At 45.8% G+C, this 23,443-nt stretch carries 15 protein-coding genes; all 15 read left to right on the plus strand.

Annotated features, from left to right (window positions below):
* The first annotated feature begins 129 nt into the window (after nt 1–129).
* Nucleotides 130–1,230, plus strand: coding sequence for an ATP-binding protein (locus PPA03S_RS03260; RefSeq protein WP_062319723.1), 1,101 nt, complete (start codon nt 130–132; stop codon nt 1,228–1,230).
* Entirely contained in the window at nt 1,218–3,620 is a 2,403-nt protein-coding gene (locus tag PPA03S_RS03265; RefSeq protein ID WP_062319725.1) for a DUF5682 family protein, read from the plus strand. Before PPA03S_RS03260 ends, PPA03S_RS03265 begins: the two co-directional genes overlap by 13 nt.
* Complete coding sequence (locus PPA03S_RS03270; protein ID WP_062319727.1) at nt 3,605–4,795, plus strand: VWA domain-containing protein; 1,191 nt, start codon at nt 3,605–3,607, stop codon at nt 4,793–4,795. The genes PPA03S_RS03265 and PPA03S_RS03270 overlap by 16 nt, the downstream gene beginning before the upstream one ends.
* An 88-nt stretch (nt 4,796–4,883) precedes the next feature.
* Nucleotides 4,884–8,399 carry a DUF4132 domain-containing protein gene (locus PPA03S_RS03275; RefSeq protein ID WP_062319728.1) on the plus strand — a complete coding sequence of 1,172 codons (3,516 nt, stop codon included), beginning with the start codon at nt 4,884–4,886 and terminating at the stop codon, nt 8,397–8,399.
* 4 nt (nt 8,400–8,403) lie between these two features.
* On the plus strand, nt 8,404–10,176 hold the full coding sequence (locus PPA03S_RS03280; RefSeq protein ID WP_062319730.1) for a hypothetical protein: 1,773 nt from the start codon (nt 8,404–8,406) through the stop codon (nt 10,174–10,176).
* On the plus strand, nt 10,145–10,441 hold the full coding sequence (locus PPA03S_RS03285; RefSeq protein ID WP_217998913.1) for a hypothetical protein: 297 nt from the start codon (nt 10,145–10,147) through the stop codon (nt 10,439–10,441). Before PPA03S_RS03280 ends, PPA03S_RS03285 begins: the two co-directional genes overlap by 32 nt.
* A gap of 110 nt (nt 10,442–10,551) precedes the next feature.
* The gene (locus tag PPA03S_RS03290; protein ID WP_062319734.1) at nt 10,552–11,094 is read left to right on the plus strand and encodes a sigma-70 family RNA polymerase sigma factor; all 543 of its coding nucleotides are present in this window, start codon (nt 10,552–10,554) and stop codon (nt 11,092–11,094) included.
* Between the two features lie 14 nt (nt 11,095–11,108).
* On the plus strand, nt 11,109–12,479 hold the full coding sequence (locus tag PPA03S_RS03295; protein WP_062319736.1) for a hypothetical protein: 1,371 nt from the start codon (nt 11,109–11,111) through the stop codon (nt 12,477–12,479).
* Nucleotides 12,480–12,654: 175 nt separating this feature from the next.
* Nucleotides 12,655–15,174: a WG repeat-containing protein gene (locus tag PPA03S_RS03300; protein ID WP_062319738.1), complete on the plus strand. Its 2,520-nt coding sequence runs from the start codon at nt 12,655–12,657 to the stop codon at nt 15,172–15,174.
* Nucleotides 15,175–15,455: 281 nt separating this feature from the next.
* Nucleotides 15,456–15,854 carry an RDD family protein gene (locus PPA03S_RS03305; protein WP_062319740.1) on the plus strand — a complete coding sequence of 133 codons (399 nt, stop codon included), beginning with the start codon at nt 15,456–15,458 and terminating at the stop codon, nt 15,852–15,854.
* A gap of 319 nt (nt 15,855–16,173) precedes the next feature.
* Entirely contained in the window at nt 16,174–17,799 is a 1,626-nt protein-coding gene (locus tag PPA03S_RS03310; protein ID WP_062319742.1) for an extracellular solute-binding protein, read from the plus strand.
* Nucleotides 17,800–17,855: 56 nt separating this feature from the next.
* On the plus strand, nt 17,856–18,779 hold the full coding sequence (locus tag PPA03S_RS03315; protein WP_062319744.1) for an ABC transporter permease: 924 nt from the start codon (nt 17,856–17,858) through the stop codon (nt 18,777–18,779).
* A 10-nt stretch (nt 18,780–18,789) separates the two neighbouring features.
* Nucleotides 18,790–19,671, plus strand: coding sequence for a carbohydrate ABC transporter permease (locus tag PPA03S_RS03320; RefSeq protein ID WP_062319747.1), 882 nt, complete (start codon nt 18,790–18,792; stop codon nt 19,669–19,671).
* 102 nt (nt 19,672–19,773) lie between these two features.
* A complete protein-coding gene (locus PPA03S_RS03325; RefSeq protein WP_411835330.1) occupies nt 19,774–20,832 on the plus strand; it encodes a glycoside hydrolase family 88 protein in 1,059 nt (352 codons plus the stop codon).
* Between the two features lie 281 nt (nt 20,833–21,113).
* Nucleotides 21,114–23,441 (plus strand): helix-turn-helix domain-containing protein, encoded by a 2,328-nt coding sequence (locus PPA03S_RS03330; protein ID WP_245683497.1) that lies wholly within the window; start codon nt 21,114–21,116, stop codon nt 23,439–23,441.
* The last annotated feature ends 2 nt before the right edge of the window (nt 23,442–23,443 follow it).

A 23,443-nucleotide genomic window follows, 5' to 3' on the forward strand; every position in this document is an offset into this window, starting at 1 on the left:
TACGAAATGCTGATAAGAAGGACGTTTCAACCATTTTTATCGATTTCCGCATTCGTTATAAGACCCCTGTGATAAAATAGCACTAATAAGAACATACGATCTGTTTGTATGAGAGGAGAAACCTTGACGATGGAGATGCTTAAGCCACCCGCCGAGACATTATATGACACAGAATTAAGGGCGCTGCGAGAAGAAGATTCAGGAAAACGTCCTCCAAATTGGCTGCTGTCCCCGGCCTATGTCAGAGATTTTATTATTGGCAGAGATAAGCCCGCCATTCTGGACGGTGAAGAGGTTCCCATTACGCGGAAGTTTTATGGCAACGATGTACTGATTGAACGTGCTGTGGTGACCTTGGCAGGCAATCGGGGCTTAATGCTGGTAGGGGAACCCGGGACAGCCAAAACCATGCTCAGTGAATTGCTGACCGCAGCCATCTCGGGAACAAGCCTGAACACGATTCAGGGCACGGCAGGTACAACCGAAGACATGATCAAATATTCCTGGAATTACGCCATGCTGCTGGATAAAGGCCCCTCAGAGGCGGCACTTGTACCCTCACCGCTATATAACGGGATGAAGAAAGGGATTCTTACCCGTTTTGAAGAGATTACACGTTGCCCTGCTGAAGCGCAGGATAGTCTGATCAGTATTCTGAGTGACAAGGTGATGAGTATTCCTGAACTGGATGGCGGTGTGCTGTTTGCCAAACCAGGGTTTAACGTGATTGCTACGGCGAACATTCGTGACAAGGGTGTCAATGAAATGAGTGGTGCATTGAAGCGACGTTTCAATTTTGAAACGATCAAACCGATCGGTAATGTGAAAATGGAAGCCAAAATTATTGAATCCCAGGCACGCAGCCTGTTATTACATAGCGGAATAGACATCGAGATACATACAGATGTGGTTGAATTGCTGGCCACGACGTTTATGGAGCTTCGCACGGGAATGACGCGGGAAGGTTACAAGCTGGATACTCCCCAAGCATCCATGAGCACAGCTGAAGCGGTATCTGTATATGTACAGAGTGCCATGACTTCTTATTACTACGAAGACAAGGGAATTACATTAGATCGACTGGTGCAAAACATGCTGGGGACGATAGCAAAAGAAAGCGAGAAGGATCTGTCCATCCTCAAAACCTACTTCTCCAAGGTCGTGAAGGAGCGTTCCAAGGCAGAAGAGATTTGGAGGGACTATTATGAGGAGAAGAAATGGATCGGTTAACAGGAAAGGCTGAGCAGGATGTTGCCCAGTTACGGAATCTATTTGAGTCCCAGGTTTATAACCTGAACAACGGAACGCTTTATTTTCCCATACGCCATCATAGTCCGGTCTGTTCCTATCATTTGCTGCGATTGATTGAAGAATACAAGCCCGACATCATTCTAATTGAAGGGCCGGAGAGCGGGAATCCGCTGCTTGATGTTTTGGCTGATGAGGCGACACAACCTCCTGTCAGTCTTTACTACACCTATGAGAGTGAAGAGGAGAGAGCGGCCTGTTATTACCCGATGCTTCGGTACTCGCCTGAATATGTGGCTTTGAAGGAAGCTGCAAGATTGGGTACTCCAGCGCAATTTATTGACCTTGACTACCATCATTTCGCTAAGCCCAACAAGGCCGAACAACGGGAGATTTCCATTCAAGACGAGTCATTGCTTGCAGGCTCTGAGTTTATCCACCGATTATGTCAACAAACAAACTCTCGAAGTTTCGATGAGTTATGGGAGAACGTATTTGAGATTAGTGGATTGGAGAAGGCGACACAGGGATTTGTACAGGATGTATTCACATATTGCACCTTATCCCGGATGTGTTATTCAGCGGAGCAGCTGCACAGTACAGGCGATCTGGCCAGAGAAGCGCATATGAAGAAACGTATTGAACAAGCCGGACGGGAGTATGAACGTGTGCTTGTGATCACGGGTGGATTTCATACGTATGGTCTTCTGATGTCGGAGCATCCTGAACCGGACTCTGCAGGGATGACGTTGAACGAGCAAGTCCGGGATCAGAATTCGGTACATCAGCAGATGTATCCCATGGTCTACACGTTTGCCGAAGCGGATCGGCTGAATGGGTATGCGAGCGGCATGCCTTACGTGAATTATTACGAACTGATCTGGACCCAACTGCTTCGTCAAAAGAACTCCGTGTATAATGTTACCGCTTTGGACTTCTTGTCCCGATTAACCCACAAGGTGAGGGAAGGACATGAACATGTATCTACCAGCGACGCCATTGAGGCATACAGCATGGTTCAGGGCCTCGCAGGATTGAGAGGGAAAAGGGAAGGCGGTGTCTATGAGCTGATGGATGCAACCCTTTCTTCTTTTGTTAAGGGGGAACTTACGTTAGCTTCAGACAAACCGCTGCAAGAACTGCACCAATTGCTAACCGGGGATGTCATAGGAAAAGTAGCTCCCAACCCATTCAGTATTCCGATCGTTGAGGATTTCAAAGAACGTTGTACCGAGTCCAAACTTCAAATTCGTACTACAGGCCAACATAAGAAAGTACTTGATGTATATGCCAAACCAGATCATCGTCGGCAAAGTCAATTGTTTCAATGTATCGTTTATCTCGTTCCGGATTTTGCAAAGCGGCAATCGGGACCGGATTGGATTGCACAGCGAGACATGAACCTTGTTCGGGAGACGTGGGTATACACCTATTCCTCCAGAATTGAGGCACGATTGATCGAGAATTCACTCTATGGAGGCACGATTAGGGAAGCTGCTACGCGCAAAATGGAAGAAGAGATGAAGGAAATACCGGATCATCACAGCGGTGACCTGGCCAAATCCATGCTTCAAGCTCTGCTTATGGGCCTGCAGGATACAGCAATGAAGCTGTATGAACAAGTGAAGTCGGCGCTCCGAAAGGATGGAAATTTCCTGTCGTTGTGTGAAAGTCTTCATCTGTTGAACCGAATACAGCAGCATCGCAGACTTCTTGGGTTGTCTGAAGAAGAGCAGCTCCTTAACCTCGTATCCGAAGCCTATAACCATGCAGTTGACAAACTGATGCAGCTCTCAAGAACGAATCCGGACGAACATGAAGCGATTGTCCAGGGACTGAAGCTGCTTGCGATGCTGGCAGATTCGTCCGAAGAGCATTTTCGGGATGATACCTTCCGGGCACATTTGGATGAACTTCTGTCAGACAGCCAACTCCCGGCGCAGCTGGAGGGGGTATGTATTGCCATATCTTCAGGACTTGGGGACAGACTCAGGGAAGAGATTGTGGATCGGGCACGCGGGTACATTCGGGGATCACAGGAACAGACTCGGCAGACTGCTCTTTATCTACAGGGCGTGTTCTCTGTAGCCCGAGACGCTTTTTTGTATGAAGATCAGCTCTTATCGGAGTTGAATTATCTGATCGAGCAACTTGATTATGAAGAATTTATTCGAATGATCCCTGAACTTCGATTGGCGTTTACTTACTTCACTCCAATGGAGACAGGCCTAATTGCGGATCGGGTTGCGAACCTGCATCAGGTAGAGATCGAAGAGATGTCCTGGTCTTCCATTGACGAGCGAACGCTGATTCAGACGAAAACATGGGATGAAGCCCTTCGGAAGGAGTTTGACGCATGGAAACTGATCTGACTGAGCTGGATACAACCAAGGAAAATGTGGAAGACAAAGCAGAGCTTAACCGGGCGGAAACCTTAAACCGTTGGCGCCTCATTCTGGGTGAATCCGCCGATGAGGGGCTGTCCAATGCAGAAGATTACTCCCCTGATGATTTTAAATATACCGAAGTCGATGAGATTCTGGGATATCTGTATCATCGCGAATACGGGGAAGAGCAGGGTTACAGAAAAGGGGGAGGCCAAGGTCCTTCGAATCTGACCGTTCCCAAATGGCTGCATAAAGTCAGGGAATTGTTCCCGAAATCAACGGTTGAAATATTGGAAAAACAGGCGCTTGATCATTATGGGTTGACTGAATTGTTAACCGACAAGAAGCTGCTTGAGTCACTTGAACCCAATATGAACCTGCTTAAGAATATTATGCAATTTAAAGGGCGAATGAAAGGCGACGTGTTAAAGAGCGCCAAGGAAATCGTTCGAATCGTGGTTGAAGAGCTGCGACGCCAGCTGGAATCTCAGACCAGAGCGAGCATTACAGGGAAACGCAGCCGCTATGCATCCAGTTCGGTGCGTTCCTTGCGTAACCTGAATTTCAAGCAAACCATCACCAAGAACTTGAAAAACTATGACAAAAACAATCGCAGATTTGTCATTGAACGTCTATATTTTGACGGGAATATCCAGTCCCATAACAAGTGGGATATCATTATTGGCGTGGACGAAAGTGGTAGCATGCTGGATTCAGTCATCTATAGTTCGGTGATGGCCAGCATTTTCTATCGTCTGAATGCATTGCGAACGAAATTATTTATTTTTGACACACAGGTGGTCGATCTGAGTGACAGGCTGGAAGATCCGGTAGATGTGCTTATGAATGTGCAGCTTGGCGGGGGAACGCATATTTCCAAAGCACTCCGTTATGGTGAGACGTTAATCGAAAATCCAGCAAAAACGATATACATTCTCGTTAGTGATCTGGAGGAGGGTTACCCTATCCAGCACATGTATAAAGCATGCAAGGATATTCTGGATACGGGCTGCAAATTGCTGGTGCTGACTGCGCTCGATTTTAACGGAGATACCGTGTACAACAAACATGCTGCGCAGACGTTATCCAATATGGGTGCACATGTAGCTGCAATTACACCTAATGAGTTGGCGGATTGGATTGGCGAGATTATTACTTGAGCAGCGAGATAAGTCGAATGTTATAAAATGATGAATTCATTGGTTGTATACAAATCACTTATAAAATCATATCAAGGAGGAATGTGCAATGCTTACCGCAGACCGTGCAGTGGAAGCTTTGGTGGAGAAATTTGCAGAGGTATGTTCAAACGAATATTCGTTGAAAACGGACCGGAGTTCGGAAATCGTAGATTATGTAATGGGAACGACAGACAAATTCCCTGATCTGATAGGAAAATCCAGTCATTATGCGTACCAGACGATCGATGTGCTCTTGAAACTTGCCAAAAAGGATGACGGAGAACTCTTTTTTCGGGCAGGGGCTATTGTCATTCATATGGAATCCACTTATTCCAGAAGGAATTCATGGAGAACCGATGGACTTACGATTTGTCTTGGAAACGAATCTGAAGCCCGTGGATTGAGTTGGAAGAGCAAAAGCAATGATCACATAGGCGGGTTGTTGTCACGTTTGGAGAAAATCATTCAGTTTGCTGGAGAAAAGGAAATTCAGGAGGAGATCAAGAGCAGACTGAAGGGCAATTTCGAGGATGTAATTAATGGCATGCTCCTTCTTCGATTATATTCAGATCTAGGTGTTGAAGCTTCTCATCGGGCACAGGTGCAGCAGCTCACTCAATCTCTCCCTGCATTGTTCCAACATGTGATGACGAGTGAACCAAGTAAGCTGCAGCAAGAGCTGCATACATTGATCGAACCTCTCGCGGTTTGCAATTTCCAGACCAAACATAACAGATCTGCTTATGAATTGAAGGAGGAATTCCTTCAGGAGAAGCGGCAACAGGTGGTCGCTGAGAACTATTCGGATACGTCTCTTTCCAAAAAAGAGCAGCTGTCTTATAGTGTGTTTGAAAAGACAATGATCCTTGTGAGCAGTGCCTTGTTATATATGGTTAACATCAGTGGTGGCAAACAGCGTTTTCTCGAAAACAAAGGGGAGACCGGTTCAGTTTTGCTTGAAGCCATACACCAATTACATGAGATCTATCCACTTGAAGTTCGGCGTTACTTGTTAAGAATGGACCCAAGGGCCAAGAATGCCAATGAGCTGCTGTCCGGATTGGTGCCCTTAGATGAGCCCTATCAACTGATTGAAACGTTGCGAACCGAACTCGAAGCGTACACCATACCATGGCAATTTCTGAAATCAGCGATTGTGAGTGAACCGCAGCAGGCTATTCGTGCATATCACCTATTAAAAGCCCCATTCCTCAAATTGTGTATTCAAAAAATACTGGAGGACGATGGAATTGCTGTACCCGATGTGGATGAGACCGTTGAACAAGCTGTATTCAGTGCGCTTCGCCATCCATTAGATGGAGGAAGACAGGGGTTAGCCATTGCACGATATTTGAACGGAGAAAGCACACTTGAACAATACTGGGAAGACCCGAATAGTCGTGGGCTGTTTAATAATCTGAATCGGGACAAAAAGCGCGTCCATAACCTGATCAGCATTAGTTTCCTGCCGTTGGATTCGGAGGCAATGCGTCGATTCGTGATTCTGACCACGTATCCCGAGTGGACACTGGATATCGTTTCTGATATGTATCAATCTTATGCGTTTAGCGGTGAGAAGCTGCTTGAACGTTATGGTCATGATCCAGAGGTGCAAAAAGAGAAATTGCTGTCTAGCCTACTTTCGCTCAATGGCATGACCGATTACAGGTACAGATCAATGCCTCAGGATGAATATCGCCGAATCATTCAGCACAATCTCGATTATGCGATTGGACAGTACAAGAAACTGCCAACCGACACACGTATTCTTGTTTTGGAAATTACCTTTGAACAACGTCACGAACTTTCAACAAAACAAATGGCCGAAGCGATTCGTGCCGGGTTGCAGGATTCCTCCAAAAAGGCAAATGGAGTGGCGTTATCTGAATTCAATCGGACACCTGACCCAGACCTGTATACCGCCATATATCGTTCGGAGAAAAAAGTGGGTGTGAAAGAAATGGCATTGAGTGCCATTCGAAGTTTGGATCATAGCAAGGTGATCTATCGTGAGCTTCTGGATAGTGAGAAATCTTCAGACTGGAAGAACCTGATTCAAATTCTGCTGGATACCGCAGATCAAAGCCCGGAGTATGCTCATGCTGCGCTTGCAGATCAGGCAGATGCCAAAAAACTGGCCAGACTAAGCTGGTTGTCTCTGAACGATCTTCCTTCTCTGGTGCGTTTAGAGGACAAATCACCTTTGGATGATCGAATCAAGCAATATCTCTTGGTGCAATCAATAGATCATACATCTGCGCCGAACGAAAGACTGAATGAACTACGCGAGTATGTAAGCGAGGAATCGTTAGCACGTTTTGCTGGTGAGCTGCTCCAGTTGTGGATTCAGGAGGGTGCTTCCGCGAAGGAGAAGTGGGTGATGTATCTCTCTGCCCTCTTTGGTGACGTTCAGATTGTCAATATATTGGCTCCACAAATTAAGGAATGGACAGAAAACAGCCGAGGCGCCATTGCAGCAGATGCTGTAAAAGTATTGGCCTATCTTAAGGAACCATCCGCTCTCATGGCGATTGATAAGATTAAACGTAGTGTGAAAAACCGCCAGGTTAAAGGTGCGGCTGAAGAAGCGTTGCAGCTGGCAGCGGAAAATAGTGGACTTACCTCGGAACAGCTGGAAGATCGACTCGTCACCACACTTGGTTTTGATGAGAATGGAACGATGCAATTGAGCTACGGTGAGCGTTCATTCCTCATTAAAGTGAATGGAGATCTGCAGGTCGTTGTCCTGAATGAAGAAACGGGAAAATCGGTGAAAAGCTTGCCTGCCCCTGCACAGAAAGATGATGCTGAACTTGCCGCACAGTCCAAGGCTCGTTTCACTCAACTGAAAAAGGATCTCAAAACAATGGTTAGCATACAGGCACAACGTCTGGAGGAATCATTGTCCAAGCAACGTCTGTGGGCTGCTGAGGACTGGACAGCACTGTTTGTACAAAATGTAATTATGCAGAAATTCGCTGTAGGTCTGATCTGGGGTACGTATGAAGATGGCCAACTGGTCAACACCTTCCGTTATATGGAGGACGGCACGTTTAATACCGTCGATGAGGATGAATATGAACTTCCCTCAGGTTCGCTGGTGGGACTGATTCATCCACTCGAACTGGATCAGGCTGTGCTCGAAGGATGGAAAACACAGCTGGAGGATTACGAGATCAAGCAGCCTTTTGAACAGCTGAATCGTGAAATTCATGTGCTTGAGGAGGAAGACAAAAACAAGATTGAATATGATCGCTTGCCAGAATCTGAGTTCTCACCTACTGCCTTCCCCAAAGCACTGGAGAAGTACGGCTGGATCAAAGGGCCCGCGCAGGATGGCGGTTGGTATCATGAATTTTACAAAGAGTATGGAGATCTTGTCGCCGAATTGCGGTTCAGTGGTACGAGTATCACGTATTATGAAGGATTGGAAGAGATTACGCTGGAATCTCTGCATTTCTTTAAACCAGGCAGTCAGAAACACTATTATTATGGCGATCACAAGGCGATTGCGTTGGGTGAAATCGCGGGTCGTGTGTTCAGTGAAACCATCTATGATATTTTAAGAGCGTCAGGACGCTGATCACGTGAGTGAATTTGAACAGAAATTCGGAATATTTGCGAAGTTGTGTACTGAAGATTATCTGATTCGGTATGCCAACAAAGGATTGTATAAACGTTCTCTGAAAGAGTTGGATAACGGCGTTAGTGTGCAATACACCTGGGATGTAGCCTCTGTGAGTTGTCAGTTGAGCGATGGTACACAATGTACACTTGAACATACACTGGATCATTGGGAGTGTTCCTGCCCGGCAGACAATATTTGCAAACATGTCCTGATATCGATTTTATATTATCAACGGCAATACCAAGCTGAGGATCAAGTGAATCAGGCTGTAGACGCGTCATCTGAAGAGTTGGAGTCTGTGTCTAATGTCGATGATCCTAAGGCAGTGCAAGCTCCAGATAATCATCCTCTAGTAACGGAATCCCGATTCCACTGGATGATTGAAGCGGATATTTCTTCTTTAATTAAATCGTATAGTTCCTCCTTGATTGAAGAAGTTCTGTTCCGATTAAGATATCCGGAGCAGATTGAAGTAGTGGACGATTCTCTTCTAACGGTGCGTCTGGTGAAGCAAGAGATTGAGGTCTCGTTTACAGAAGAAGCGAGTCTGGCCAAGGCTCTGTGCAAAGTAAAACAAACGGCTGGCCATATGGCCAAGCTTGAAGCGCTGCTGCGGTACCGGATGCAACATGGTTTGAATGATACGGAAGACTTAAGCGAAAAAGTCCATGATGCCAAATTTTCAATTCAAACCGTGCGAGAATGTCGCTCCATGCTGACCGATCTGTTAAAGACGGGACTTGCTCGTCTACCACAATCGTATATGGCCCAATTGGAGACAATGGCCATTGCTGCTCATAGTGGTCAACTCCCTGACGTGGAGCGGAGTTTACGCGGGATTCAGGGAGAATTGCAGTTGTTTTTCAACAGACATGTACGTTTCTCCATGCAGTCCCTGCTTGATCGGGTGAGCAAATTGGTTCTTGCACTCCAGGTACTTGAAGAAGAAAAGGTATCTGCGTTAAAGCAGAGCCAGCTCATTGGCCGTTTTCGCAGTAAATATTTTACGGTCCCTGCACTGCATTTGTATGGTTTGGGTGCAGATGCGTGGGAGACGCGATCCGGTTACCGTGGAATTACTTATTATTTCTATTGTTTTGATGATCAGGAAATATACACCTACAGTGATGTGCGGGCTGTATACTATGAAGATCATCAGTTTTCATATACTGAGCATTACAGTTCCTTCACGCCATGGCTGCCCAATCTGAGTTTTCGTCAATTTGCCGGGGAAGAGGTGCAGTTTCGCGCGGTGAAAGTAAATGAAGAGCATAGGCTTTCCTCCGGAGAAAGTGCGAAGCTTACACTATTGTCCCGAACAGAAGTGGAAGCTGTGAATCTGGGCAAGTATATGCAAGATGCAGCCTCCCTACTTGATGAGCATTCACGACCGTTTGAGTTGTTTTCTGTTCCGAAAGAGCAACTGGCGATGATTAAGGTTGCTAGAATTGTAGAGAAGCGCTTTGATAAACAAGTACAGGACCTTATTCTTACGATAGAGAGTGAAAAGGGAGAGACATTGGACCTGACGCTTCCTTATTCTGCGGAATGGCAAACCCTGATCAAAAGACTGGAGTCGAGTTATGGTGCAGGGGCACTCGAACACTTCTATGCTTTTGTGCGTATAGAGCAACCACGGATATACCCGATCAGTTTCCTGAAGGGTCAAACGGTGATCAATCTGAAACTGGATACGGGCTATGGAAGGACGGAGAGATTTGGAAGACTATAGTCAGTTGATGCAGAGGATCAGCAGCTGGTCCGAAGAGTTGTTGCTTCGGGGATTATCCCAATTCACTCTGAGAGATATCGACATATTGGAGCAGCTGGTTACGGATACTTCGAGGTTTCAGATGAATTTCCTTCGTGAAGTGTTGGAACACATGATTGAAGAGGGCCGGAAAATTGCTTTGGGGAACAGTAGTGAAGAGCGTTTGCTGTTTCATTATTGCTGCCTCACACAGTATGTACAACTCAGCACTCAGGAATCATCCTGAATCGATATACCCTTAAAGAATTGCAGAAGCGAAAGCCTCTGCAATTTTTTTTATCGAATTTGAGTAAATTACGTTTCTGAAACGAATCTAATATAGAAGGGAGGGTGAGCATGAAGGAAGAACAGATCAGGAAAGCAGTTGCAAGGCGTGACCATGAAGCCATGGAATGGGTGATGGACCAGTATGCCGGATTGTTGTGGAAAATTGTTTATTCTATATTACATAATGTCTCTTCTGAAGAAGTCGAAGAATGTGTAGCAGACGCCTTTTTTTCATTTTGGCAAAATCCACTTTCTTTCCAGCCAGAGCGCAGTAGTTTGAAAAATTATTTAGCTACCATTGCGAAGAACAAGGCCATTGATCGTTACCGGAAATGGAATCGCAGAAGTGAAATTACGTATGAAGAGAGCATTCATTATGTTCAAACCGAGGACACACTTTCTCAATTGCTCAGTAAAGAAAGGCATCAAGAATTGGAGCAAGCTATTGAATCCTTTCCCGAACCTGATCGAGAGATTCTGAAGCGTCGATTCTACGAAGGGCAGAAGCCATTGGAAATCTCGGAAGCTTTGTCTTTGCACATCAGACAGGTTCACAACAAAATTTATCGTTCAAAACAACGACTGCGTGAGTGGTGGATACAAAAGAAATAAAGGAGGTGATCCCCATGTCGAATCCAGGAGATCATTTTACGGAACAGAACCTAAACCATATCAAGAAATTATTTAATGAAAAAGCAGGCCTTGAGGCAAATTCTCAACGTAATTCACAGCAGAATAGAACACGACAATATAATAGGAGAATCCTTAAGATAATCTATATTCCCATTGCAGCCATCTTGTCTTTATCTATTGTTACAGGTGCAGCAGCTGCCATGGGAGTGATTGACCTTTCAGCCATGTTACAATTTCTAGGCGTAGATCGAATCAACATTCTTCATCCCGTAAACAAGACCAGTGAAGATCAGGGCATACGGATGCAGACGCTTGGTGCTGTTCGAGACGGCAGCACAACTGAAATCTATGTAGCCCTCACGGATTTAACGGCAGACCGAGTGAATGCTTCGCTTGATGTCTATGATTTTCATGTATCAGGTGGTCGGGCAAATAACGCACAGTTAGTACAGTATGATGCAGCTGAGAGGACAGCAATTGTCCGATTCTTGGTGCAGGGAAAAAGGTTCAGCAATCGAATGAGCGTCCAGATTCGTTCTTTTTTATCAGGTGCCTCTAAAGAAGAGAATTATGATTCTGGGCTCAACCTCTCAGAACTCCTGAGTAATAAGCAGCAGAATGAAGTTGATACGCTTGATCCACTCGAAGACTGGATTAGCGGGTGGGGAGGTCCTTCCACTCTGGAATTAAGTGAACAGGAATTCATTCATGTCCTTCGTCAGGATCAGACCCATATCAAGTTGCCTGGGATCGATTGGATGTATATATCCAATATAGGTTTCGTTGATGGGAAATTGCATATTCAGATTAATCCAGATGACGAGATGGGTAGATACAATCATGGAGAGTTTTTCTTCACGGATGATCAAGGGAACAAGCAGGATATCCCCATGAACAGTGTCTCCTATGGCTCTTATACCAAAGGTGGTACTAGATACGGCGGGGATTATGAGGAGTATATTTTTGACATTTCAGATATTAGTCAACTTGATCATCTTCAACTTAAAGGAAACTTTACCAGTTACGATCAGTTCATTACGGGGCAATGGAAAACGACCTTTGATCTGAAGCAAGATTCATTAAGTAAAACTGGAGAAACAACGCTGGTGATGAATGAGGATATACGTACAGAGATTAAGGTCTCTTCCCTCGGTGTTACGCTTATGGGCAAAGGGATCGATCAAATCCTCCCTGAGAATCTTCATATAGAACTTTATCTGAATGATGGCACGAGCATTCTCGCCAAACCGGGGTTTCTGAATCTTGATGATAATTTGATGAAGTGGATCTCACCTCACCCAATACCAGTTAACGAAGTGAATTATCTGATGTTGAACGGCCAGAAAGTGAATTTACAAGAATAATTAGGGATACTTACCCAAAAAGAGCGGTTTTAACGACTGCTCTTTTTTTATGATTTTGCTATTAGATTCAACGATTTTCCTTCAAAGAAACGGTTAGTTTTGCTCAGATGTCATATCCTCGCTTATGATGCATACCCATACATTAGGCGAATGCTGTCTTAAGGAGGAAACAGGCATGTCCATGAGTGAACCTCTGTTAACGCAAATTGTCAATCAACATATCCCGGCTGACGCGACTATCGTCACCATTGATAAACCGGTCAAACATCCGGCGATTTACGCTTCTGATCTTACGGGAGACGGTATGCCCGAGATCGCTGCTGTGTATCAGCAGGGCGGAGAGTTAATGCTTCTTGTTCTGAAATTTTACCAAAGTCACTGGATCAAGATGTCTTTGACTAAAGGATTGGGTTATGGCGTTACCTTGCTGACAGCAGCATCTGTGACGTCCACGGCGAGGAATAATCTCATTGTTGGCTGGCAAATTGGTGCGATCTGGTCGAAGCTCGCGGTATACGATTGGACGGAAAACGGACTGACGGATCTGGCGCCAGAAGATCTGTATTACAGCCATGCAGAGATTATCGATATGCCGGGTCACCACGGCAGAGACGGTAAAGTGGAGATTGCACTCTGGATTCATGACACAGGTGAAGCTTATCGGGTCGAGATCATCCGCTGGCAAAATGGGAACTGGGTTCCCGCAACAGATGTATATCCGTATTACTTTCTTAAAGTCATACAGTATTACGAACCCTTGGTAGAACAACATCCAGATTACCTTTTCTATTGGTACTATCTTGCGGACGCTCAGTATAAAGCCGGCTTATTTCCTGCTGCACTCGTTTCTGTCCAAAAAGCGTTAAGCATCAACAAACCCTATCCTTCACGTGAGGTTCTGCTTGAGTTGGAAAAGAAGATCAGGCAAGCCATCGGCCCAGAGGGTCTTCCCCATGCACGTGAAACGACGTGGTTATTTCCCGTCTCGGTCAGAACAACAACTGGAATCCGGTGGGGTTATATGGACGCGCAGGGTCGTATTCGATTGGAACCAATACTTGACGATGCCCAGAATTTTCAGAGCAATGGTTTGGCTGTTGTAGTAAAAGACGGGAAGGCAGGCATTATCAATCTTAACGGCCAATTTGTCGTTCAACCTGTATACGATTCCATTAACTCTTTTGCAGAAGGTCGGGCTATTGTTATCGATGCTCAAGGGTTCAAGATGATCGATGAACAAGGTACCGTTCTGACCAAACGGGCGTATCCGTTCATTGCGAATGTAAAGGACGGCCGAGCGCTGTTTTACCTTTCAGACAGCAGTCAGGCAGGCGGGGAAGTCAGTCGTTACGGGTATTTGGACACCTCTGGAAATGAGGTAATTCGGGCGCAATTCGCTTCAGCGAACGATTTTCAGGATGGCAAGGCTGTTGTGCAGATCAAAGAAAATGAATATGCGTTAATCGACAGGAATGGTCAGCGGCTGGCGACGTATCCGTATGCCTATGTAGGACCTCAGGGTGACGGGTTACTTCCTTTTCAGAAAGAAACATCGGGTAAATACGGTTATATCGACGAAAGGGGGCATATCCGAATCCAGCCTAGCTTCACCTCGGCTTTTCCGTTTAATGGTGGGTACGCTATTGTGAATACAGCGAAGGATTACAATTTCATCTATGGCGTTATTAATACACAGGGCAATTTTACGATCCAACCCGCCTACAATGATATTCGAGATCTGGGAGAACATCGGCTGGCCCTGGGGCAAGCGATTGATCCGGGTCAGTCTTTTCTGGGTTCGGTTTATGCCATTGCAGAGGTCAGCGGCAGCAGGCTTTCGGATTTTGTATATACGGATGTAGCGAATTATAAGGGAGGACTGGCTTCAGCGACCAATGGAACACAAACGTTCTTTCTGGATCTAAATGGGCGACCTGCATCGGGATACCCCCGTGTTGAAGGTTCAGGGACATTGGAGGTAGTCGCTCCCGAGCTGATCAAGGCGTATGTCGACCAGCGTGTATCCTATGTAAACCGTGGGGGACAGATCATTTGGCGGCAAAATACAATCGTTCCGCTTCAACCTCCTTATCGAGTACGCGAAGAGAAATATAAACCCAATCCAGATTACCTCGTGTATTACCCGCAGCTGGAAGGGTTAACCGATCAAGCTGTTCAGCTTGCAGTAAACGCCAAGTTAAAGGCACTATCCCAAGTAAAGCCCATCCCAGCCAATCAGAAGCTGGATTACACGTATACAGGGGATTTTGATATTACGTTCTACCAGCAGCAATTGCTTCAACTCAAGCTAACGGGTTATAACTACCCGGCTGGTGCAGCACATGGCATGCCAACGATGATCTATGCGATTATTAATCTGAGCAGCGGTCAGATGTATGAGCTCAAGGATTTATTTAAGCCGAACAGTGACTATGTGAAGGTACTTAGCAAAATCGTAGGAGATCAGATCAAGAATGATCCGCAGTACGCTTATGTTTTTCCGGACACGTATGAGGGTATCAGCCCGGATCAGCCGTTTTTTGTTACAGCGGATGCATTGCATCTATACTTTAACCCTTATGATATCGCTCCGTACGCTGCAGGATTTCCGACCTTTACGATTCCTTTTGCCCAGATCAAGAATATCATTAATACAGAGGGCTCATTCTGGAAAGCTTTTCACGAGGAATCGTAACCCAATCCATTTTCCCCCGTAACCTAATGCCTACGAATGGTGTTTAGATAGGGGAGGGGATCTAGATTGTTGCTGAACGCTGTTCAACGTTTTCTGGTTTTTGGGGATTGAGTTTGTTATCGTGATCGTTGAGACATACCATCTGAACCGAACGACATCCATTTGGCTATTTGGTCTTGCAGGAGTGATTTACGCCATAGTAAAATATAGGGTTTTGCAAAGGTATAAGGTGAGCTGAAAAAAATCATCGAAGTCAGTAAAGAAAGTTTGGAGGAAACATTTTGTACAAAGCAGGTTTTTGGATAAGGCTCGGCGCCAGTTTTTTGGATGGTATTATTATTGCATTACCTTTAATGGTGATCGCAGGACTCATTACAGGAAACTTTGATAGTGATGAACCGATCGCGAAGATATTAAGTGCATTGTATTCCATTTTATTGCCCGTATTTTGGTATGGTAGAACGATTGGAAAACGCATCTGCGGAATTCGAATTCGAAAATACGATACGCAGGAGCCCCCGGGAATTGGAACCATGTTGATGCGAGTTGTTGTTGCAGGAATAGTGTATTTTATTACGTTTGGCATTGGTTTCATTGTAAGTGTCATCATGGTTGCTGTACGAGAAGACAAACGTACAATACATGATTTTATCGCAGGTACCGAAGTCGTCTGGGACTAAACATGAGAAGGCGTGCCCTGGCCAACATATTCAATGTATTCAAATCCACTCATATTCACTCACGTTACAGATTATGAACCTTGTTCATAGTCTGTTTTTTTGTGATGTCAGAAGTACGGTCACAAACCCGCGCCAACACGGCAAATTTAAAGCATTCCAGATGATTATATAAAGAATTCGTCTATCGTTTTGGCTAAATGATCATTTGGTTCTGACGAAATCAACATGTCATTTTATCTTTTGCGAATATCGCTACAATGCGCTCTCCCTTAATCTGAGGTAGAGCACAGACATTCCCAAAAGGTGGAGGATAAGGTCCATGAGAAGAAAAGTGTTAGCTACGAGTTTGATGATCCTGTTATTAGGTACGACGATCCTGGGGTGTTCGTCCGGAGACAGTAAAACGGGCGATGCTGATAAAGGGACACCAAGCGGATCAACGGAAGCAACTACCTATCCGATTCAAACGGATAAGACGCTTACGTACTGGGGTGAAATTAACGGAAACCTGATCGGGGTCAAAAATTCGCACAACGAAATTCCATTCTTTCAGAAATGGCAGGAAAAAACCGGCGTACCACTCAAATTCACGGCACCACCGACAGGGCAGGTCAGAGAATCCTTTAACGTGATGCTGGCATCCGGGGATTTGCCGGACATGCTGGAGTACAATTTCATCGGAGATTTCCCCGGTGGACCAGAGAAAGCCATCAATGATGGTTACATCCTCAAGCTGAACGATCTGATTGACCAGTATGCTCCGAATCTGAAGAAATACCTGCAGGACAATCCGGACATCGACAAGATGGTCAAAACGGACAATGGCAGCTACTATGTATTCCCGTTCGTTCGAGGAGATGAGTACCTGCGTGTCTTCCAGGGTCCAATTATTCGTAAGGATTGGCTGGATGAGCTGGGACTGCCGGTTCCGGAAACGATTGATGAGTGGACTACAACCCTGAGAGCTTTTAAAGAGAAAAAAGGCGCATCCGCTCCGTTCTCTGTAGTAAGTAAGCCACGATTCTTTAACGATTCCGGTAATGGTGCGTTCCTGGGGGCCTTTGGTGTAAACCGAGGATTCTATCAGGAAGACGGGCAGGTCAAATTTGGTCCTGCGGAAGAGGGTTTCAAAGAATACTTGGCGTTATTCCAGGAATGGTACAAAGAAGGTTTGATTGATAAAAACATCTCGACGGCTGATACCAAATCCGTTGACGGTAACCTCGCTTCTGGCGCTACGGGCGCTAGTGTCGGTAACGCAGGCGGAGGGATCGGCAAATGGCAGCCGCTCGTAGAAGCAAATGATCCGGATGCCGTTCTGGTCGCTGCACCCTATCCGGTGCTTAACAAAGGTGATATTCCTAAATTCGGCCAGCTTAATCAGGGTTATGCCTCGGAAGGGACGGTTGCCATCACGACGGCAGCCAAGGACCCGGAACTTGCCGTTCGCATGCTGGATTACGGCTACAGTGAGGAAGGGCACATGTTCTTCAACTTCGGTGAAGAGGGTGTCAGCTATAACATGGAAGGCGATTATCCGAAATTCACGGATTTGCTGCTGAAGAATCCGGATAAACTCGCTCCTGCACAAGCGATTTCATTATATGCCCGCAGCAGCTATAACGGTCCATTCGTTCAAGATAAACGGTATGCCGAGCAGTTCTTTGCATTACAAACCCAGCGCGATGCCATTGAGGTATGGAAGAATACACAGGCCGCCAAATATAATCTGCCTTCAATCACACCTACACCTGAAGAGAGCTCCGAATACGCGACCATCATGAATGATATCAACACACTCGTCGATGAGATGACCATCAAGATCATTCTGGGCAACGAACCGGTGGATCAGTTCGAGAGCTATGTCGCGAAAATGAAATCGTTACATCTGGATCGAGCGATTGAAATCCAAACCGCAGCACTCGAACGCTACAACAACCGGTAATTGTAAAAGGGGAGGGCACCAGCCCTCCCGATTGAAAAGAGGTGAAAAGGTACATCATGAGCAATCGTCAATCCTTTAGAAGCCGGTTCGTGCGGGACTTCATGATGAACAAGTATTTGTACATCATGATGATTCCCGTTATTGGATATTATTTAATATTTCATTACGGTCCGATGTACGGCGCAATTATTGCCTTTAAAGATTATTCTCCGATGAAGGGCATTTTGGGGAGTGATTGGGTTGGACTGAAGCATTTTGAAGAGTTTTTCAACAGTTATTATTTCTTGCGTGTGCTGAAGAACACCCTTCTTATCAGTTTGTACACGCTGGTCTTTGAATTCCCCGCACCGATCATTCTGGCGCTGCTCATCAATGAAGTACGCAAGCGCACGTTCAAGCGGGTCGTTCAGACGATAACGTATATGCCTTATTTCATCTCTCTCGTCGTCATATGCGGTATTATTACGGACTTCACGAACGCGGATGGTTTAATCAACCGTCTCATCATGATGCTCGGATACGACGGTCAGGCGATTCTGCAAAAGCCGGAGCTGTTCCGTCCGATCTATGTCCTGTCTGAAATATGGCAGCGGATCGGTTGGGAATCCATTATCTATATCGCTGCATTGATGAGCATCGACTTGGAGCAGTATGAAGCTGCAAAGATCGACGGAGCGAGCCGTCTCAAGCAAATGTTTCACATTACACTGCCCGGATTGCTGCCTATTATTACGATCATGTTCATTCTCCGGATGGGTAATATGCTGAATGTCGGGTTCGAGAAAATCATTCTCCTTTATAATCCGGTGACCTATGAAACAGCTGATGTCATCTCCTCCTTCGTATATCGAAAGGGATTGTTGGAGTTCGGATGGAGTTACAGCTCGGCAGTCGGTCTATTTAACTCGGTGATCAATCTCGTTCTTCTGATTTCGGCGAACTATATCAGCCGCAGAGTGAGTCAAAACAGCTTATGGTGAGGTGGTAACTTTGATTAAGGAAAGCGGTTGGTTTGACCGAGTCTTTACGATTTTGAATTATACATTTCTAATCCTGCTTGTCATCGTCACATTGTATCCGCTGCTCTACGTGTTATTTGCGTCCTTAAGTGATTCGGCGCAGCTGTTAGCAAACAAAGGTCTCCTGTGGAAACCGGTCGGGTTTAGTCTGGAAGCTTACAAGAGCGTACTAGCCAATCCAGGTATTGCCACAGGTTTCCGTAATACATTGTTTATTCTTGTGTTCGGCGTCATCGTCAACCTGTTCATGACTGCGCTTGGTGCGTATGTGCTCTCCCGTAAAAACGTAATGTGGAACAAGGTGTTCATGTTCTTTATCGTGTTCACGATGTTCTTCGGCGGCGGGTTGATTCCACTATACCTGGTTGTAAAAGGCGTTGGCCTGTTAGATACATTGTGGTCGACCATTCTGCCTTTTGCCATCAGCACATTTAACCTGATCATCATGCGAACGTCATTTATGGGCATACCGGACAGCCTGGAAGAGTCGGCCAAGATTGATGGGGCCAATCACTTCACCATTTTGTTCCGTATTATTATTCCGTTGTCCATGCCAGTCATTGCCGTGATGATTCTGTATTACGCGGTCGATAAGTGGAACGGGTGGTTCTATGCATCTGTGTTTATCAAAAGCCGAGAACTGTTCCCATTGCAATTGGTGCTGCGTGAGATTCTGATCGCCAATTCTACAGAGAGCATGTCGGCCGGTGCATCGGCTGGGGATCGCTTCCAGATCGGGGAAACCATCAAGTATGCGACGATTATGGTAGCGACGATACCAATCCTGTGCATCTATCCGTTTTTGCAGCGCTTTTTCGTGAAAGGTGTCATGGTTGGTTCATTGAAGGGTTAAACCAGAGAATCGAAGAACGGTAAGGAGGTATGACGTTACATGAGCGTATTAAATGAAGTGAACAAGGACGTATGGGATCAGATCAAGAGTAAAGCCGATCAGATGCTTGCTGCCATAGGTGAAAAGTCTCCGCATGTCGCTGGAGCAAATGGCATCTATGACGATATGAGAATTGATTGGTGGACCTCAGGATTCTGGCCGGGGATGTTATGGATTGTGTACGATATGACGGGTGATGAGACGTATAAAGAGGCTGCATGGAATTGGGATGAGCGGCTATCGGAACGGTTTCTCGAAAATAACTACTTTGATCACGACGTGGGCTTTCATTTCCTGCCTACGGCCGTCATCAAATACAAGCTCACCGGAGATGCCGATGCCGCAAGGCGTGCCTTATTTGCCGCGAACTTCCTGGCTGGACGCTTTAATACCAAAGGCAGCTTCATCCGGGCCTGGAATGGAGACATGCTGGGCTGGTCGATCATCGACACCATGATGAACCTGTCCTTGCTCTTCTGGGCATCTGAGGAAAGTGGAGATCTTCGTTTCAGCCATATCGCCAAAGCTCATGCGGATATGGTCATGAAGCAATTTGTGCGGGAAGATGGTTCTGTGCATCATATCATTCGCTTTGATCCCGAGACAGGTGAACGTGCAGAAGCGATAGGGGGTCAGGGAGCGGCGCCGGATTCGGCATGGAGTCGGGGAGCGGCGTGGGCTTTATATGGATTAACGAATACGTATCGATATACAGAGGACCCGGCTTATCTGGATGCTGCACAGCGCGTCGCGAACTTCTTCATTTCCAGCCTGCCTGAGGATCACGTTCCGCATTGGGATTTCCGTGCTGAGCCCGAGGAAGGGGAGGAGATTCCACGAGACAGCTCGGCTGGTGCAATAGCTGCTTCTGGACTGATTGAACTTGCAGATGTACTTCCTGAACCGGAGGGCAGACTCTATGCAACCGTAGCCAAACGTATCCTGAGTTCCCTGCGGGATCATTATGGAACCTGGGATCTTCCTGAGCACGAAGGTATGCTTCTCAAGGGAACCGGACATAAACCGGCAGGTCAGAACGTGAACGTCTCACTCATATACGGTGACTATTTCTACGTTGAGGCGAGTGCCAAATTAAACGGATGGAAGCATCGTATTTTCTAAAAATGCTCTAAGAAAATTTCGAAAACATTCTCATCTATTCAAAAATGAATTCAAATAAATACGCGTTTTGGCCCAGAATGCCCGGTAGACGAAAGTGGTCTATTCGGGCTATTTGCGCTTGATTTGACGGGGATCCTCAGTACTTGCCACCCTTTTTGTCAATCGAATTGAACTTTTTATCTATATCCCAATCGCGCTCTTGCCGTTATAATAAATTCCTGATCCAAACATAGACAATCTACGAAGAGTTGGGTGATGAGCTGTTGCTAAACATTCGATATTTGTGGCAAAAACGAGAAAGCATAATTGTGACCTGGCTTGTCTCTTACAGTGCTGTTTTGATTGTGCCGATTCTGATCAGTCTGGTTATTTACATGCAAGCGAATGAGACATTGAAGAGTGAAATACATCGGGCCAACGATTCCTTATTGAAGCAGATGCGATATACGATCGATACACAAGTTGATCTTATGAAGCGGTTAAACATGGAGATGACGTGGAGCCCAAATCTGCAAACACTGATGTATTCCAATCAGCCCGCCAAAGAGGCGCCGTACACGGCTTACCAACTGGTAAAGGAACTTCGTCTCTATAAAACATCATACGCATCCATCGATGAATTCTACGTCGTGTGGAAAAAAGATCAATCCATTCTCCGTTCAGGTAATATTCGGGATATGCGAACGGCATTTCATACCCTACATAACACAGGTGCAATGTCTTTCGAAGCGTGGCGGGATCAGATTGTGGGTGCAGAGACGAATCAATTCGTTATACTGCCACATCAGAATGCAGCTCCGGCGGAGTCTTCCATTGCGTACATTACACGTCTGCCTGATGATTTGAATGGTCAGGAGACCGGTACGGTTGTCGTCATGGCGGATACGCGAAGATTCCAGGAAGCAATTGAGAGCATTTCGGGTTTTAGTGATGCCACGCTGCTGATTCTGAACCAGAATAACGAGATTTTGATGAGCAATCATCCCGGATCGGAGGAATTGAAGCCATTCATGAATGGCAATCAGGTTCAATTGGATAACGCCAGGGTTGGCAAGTCGGAGATGTTCTACATGGACTCCTCGGCATCCGATCTGAAATACGCATTGATTATCCCCAGCAGTCTGTATTGGGAAAAGGCAGTGTATGTACGCAATTTTACGTATATCAGTATCGTGGTGAGTCTCATTAGTGCGGGTGTACTGACCTGGTTCTTCATGCGCCGGAATTACTCCCCAATCCAACAGCTCGTGGAATCACTAAAAGACAAAAATACGCAGAACGAACCCGCTGATCGAAATGAACTTCGGTTTATTCAGAAGGTCATCATGAACACACGATCGGAAAAGAACGAGATTGCCCAGCAGCTGCAGAAACATCAGCAGGTGCTGCGCTCCAATATGATTAATCGGCTTCTGAAAGGCAAACAGGATACGCTCGTGCCTTATGAAGATGCATTCCGTTCCTTTCATATGCCGCTCTATTCAAGTGAGTTTGCTGTTATCCTATTTGTCATCGAAAATGAAGAGAATCTCTATGGAAAGCTGCCGGGCATTGATATCAACGAACGAAACAAATTGATCCATCTCATTATTTCCAATGTGGTTGAAGAACTGGCTTCAGAGCGTCAGCACGTCGGATATGTCGCAGAAGTTGATGATATGATGATCTGCCTTGTAAATATGAAAGCGGATTCTTCGGATTGGAACCAGGATCTTCATCACATTGCGGCCGAAGCACAGCGCTTTCTGGAGCGCTATGATATGGAACTGACAATCTCTATCAGTGGACGCCATACGTCGTGGATTGGTATCGCAGAAGCCTACCAGGAAGCGGTAGATGCGATGGAATACAAAATGGTGCTTGGCAAGAAAGGCATTATTACTTATGGCGATATACGCAGCGAAGCGATGGGGGATGACCCGTTTGGTTATTACTATCCGCTTCAGGTAGAACAGCAGCTTCTTAATTTTATCAAAGCGGGAGATACCGACCAAGCCAGTGCTTATATGAATGAGATTACAGAGCGAAATTTTGTTAAACCGATTATGTCGCTTACACTCGCACGTTGCCTGATTTTTAACCTGGTAGGTACAATGATTAAGGCAATCAATGATCTGGGGGACAGAGATAATAACATGCTAACCCATTACCCGCATCGGATTGATGATATTCTCGCCGGGGATACCATTCAGGAGATGCAGGAGGCTTTGCAGAACTTGCTTGAAGAGGTATGTGCCTATGCCACCGACAAGCGCGCAACCAATGTGTCACAAGAACGCGAGGATTCCCTGCGTCATCTCAGCACCCAAGTGACTCAATATATTGAGAGTAACTATACGGACGTGAATTTGAACGTCAACGCAATTGGTGAACATTTTGAGCTTAAGGGCAGTTATCTGTCCAAACTCTTCAAGAATCAGACCGGTGAGGGGCTGTTGGACTGCATTCATAAGTGCCGTATCCGACAGGCTAAAGAAATGATTGAGCATAAACAGGAATCCATTACCGAAATATCCCGATTGGTCGGGTATAACGATGCAGCAACTTTCATCCGGGTATTCAAGAAATACGAAGGCATTACGCCCGGTAAATATAAAGAAATCAGTTGATT

This window comes from Paenibacillus pabuli NBRC 13638, from assembly GCF_001514495.1.
In the GTDB taxonomy this organism is placed as follows: Bacteria; Bacillota; Bacilli; order Paenibacillales; family Paenibacillaceae; genus Paenibacillus; species Paenibacillus pabuli.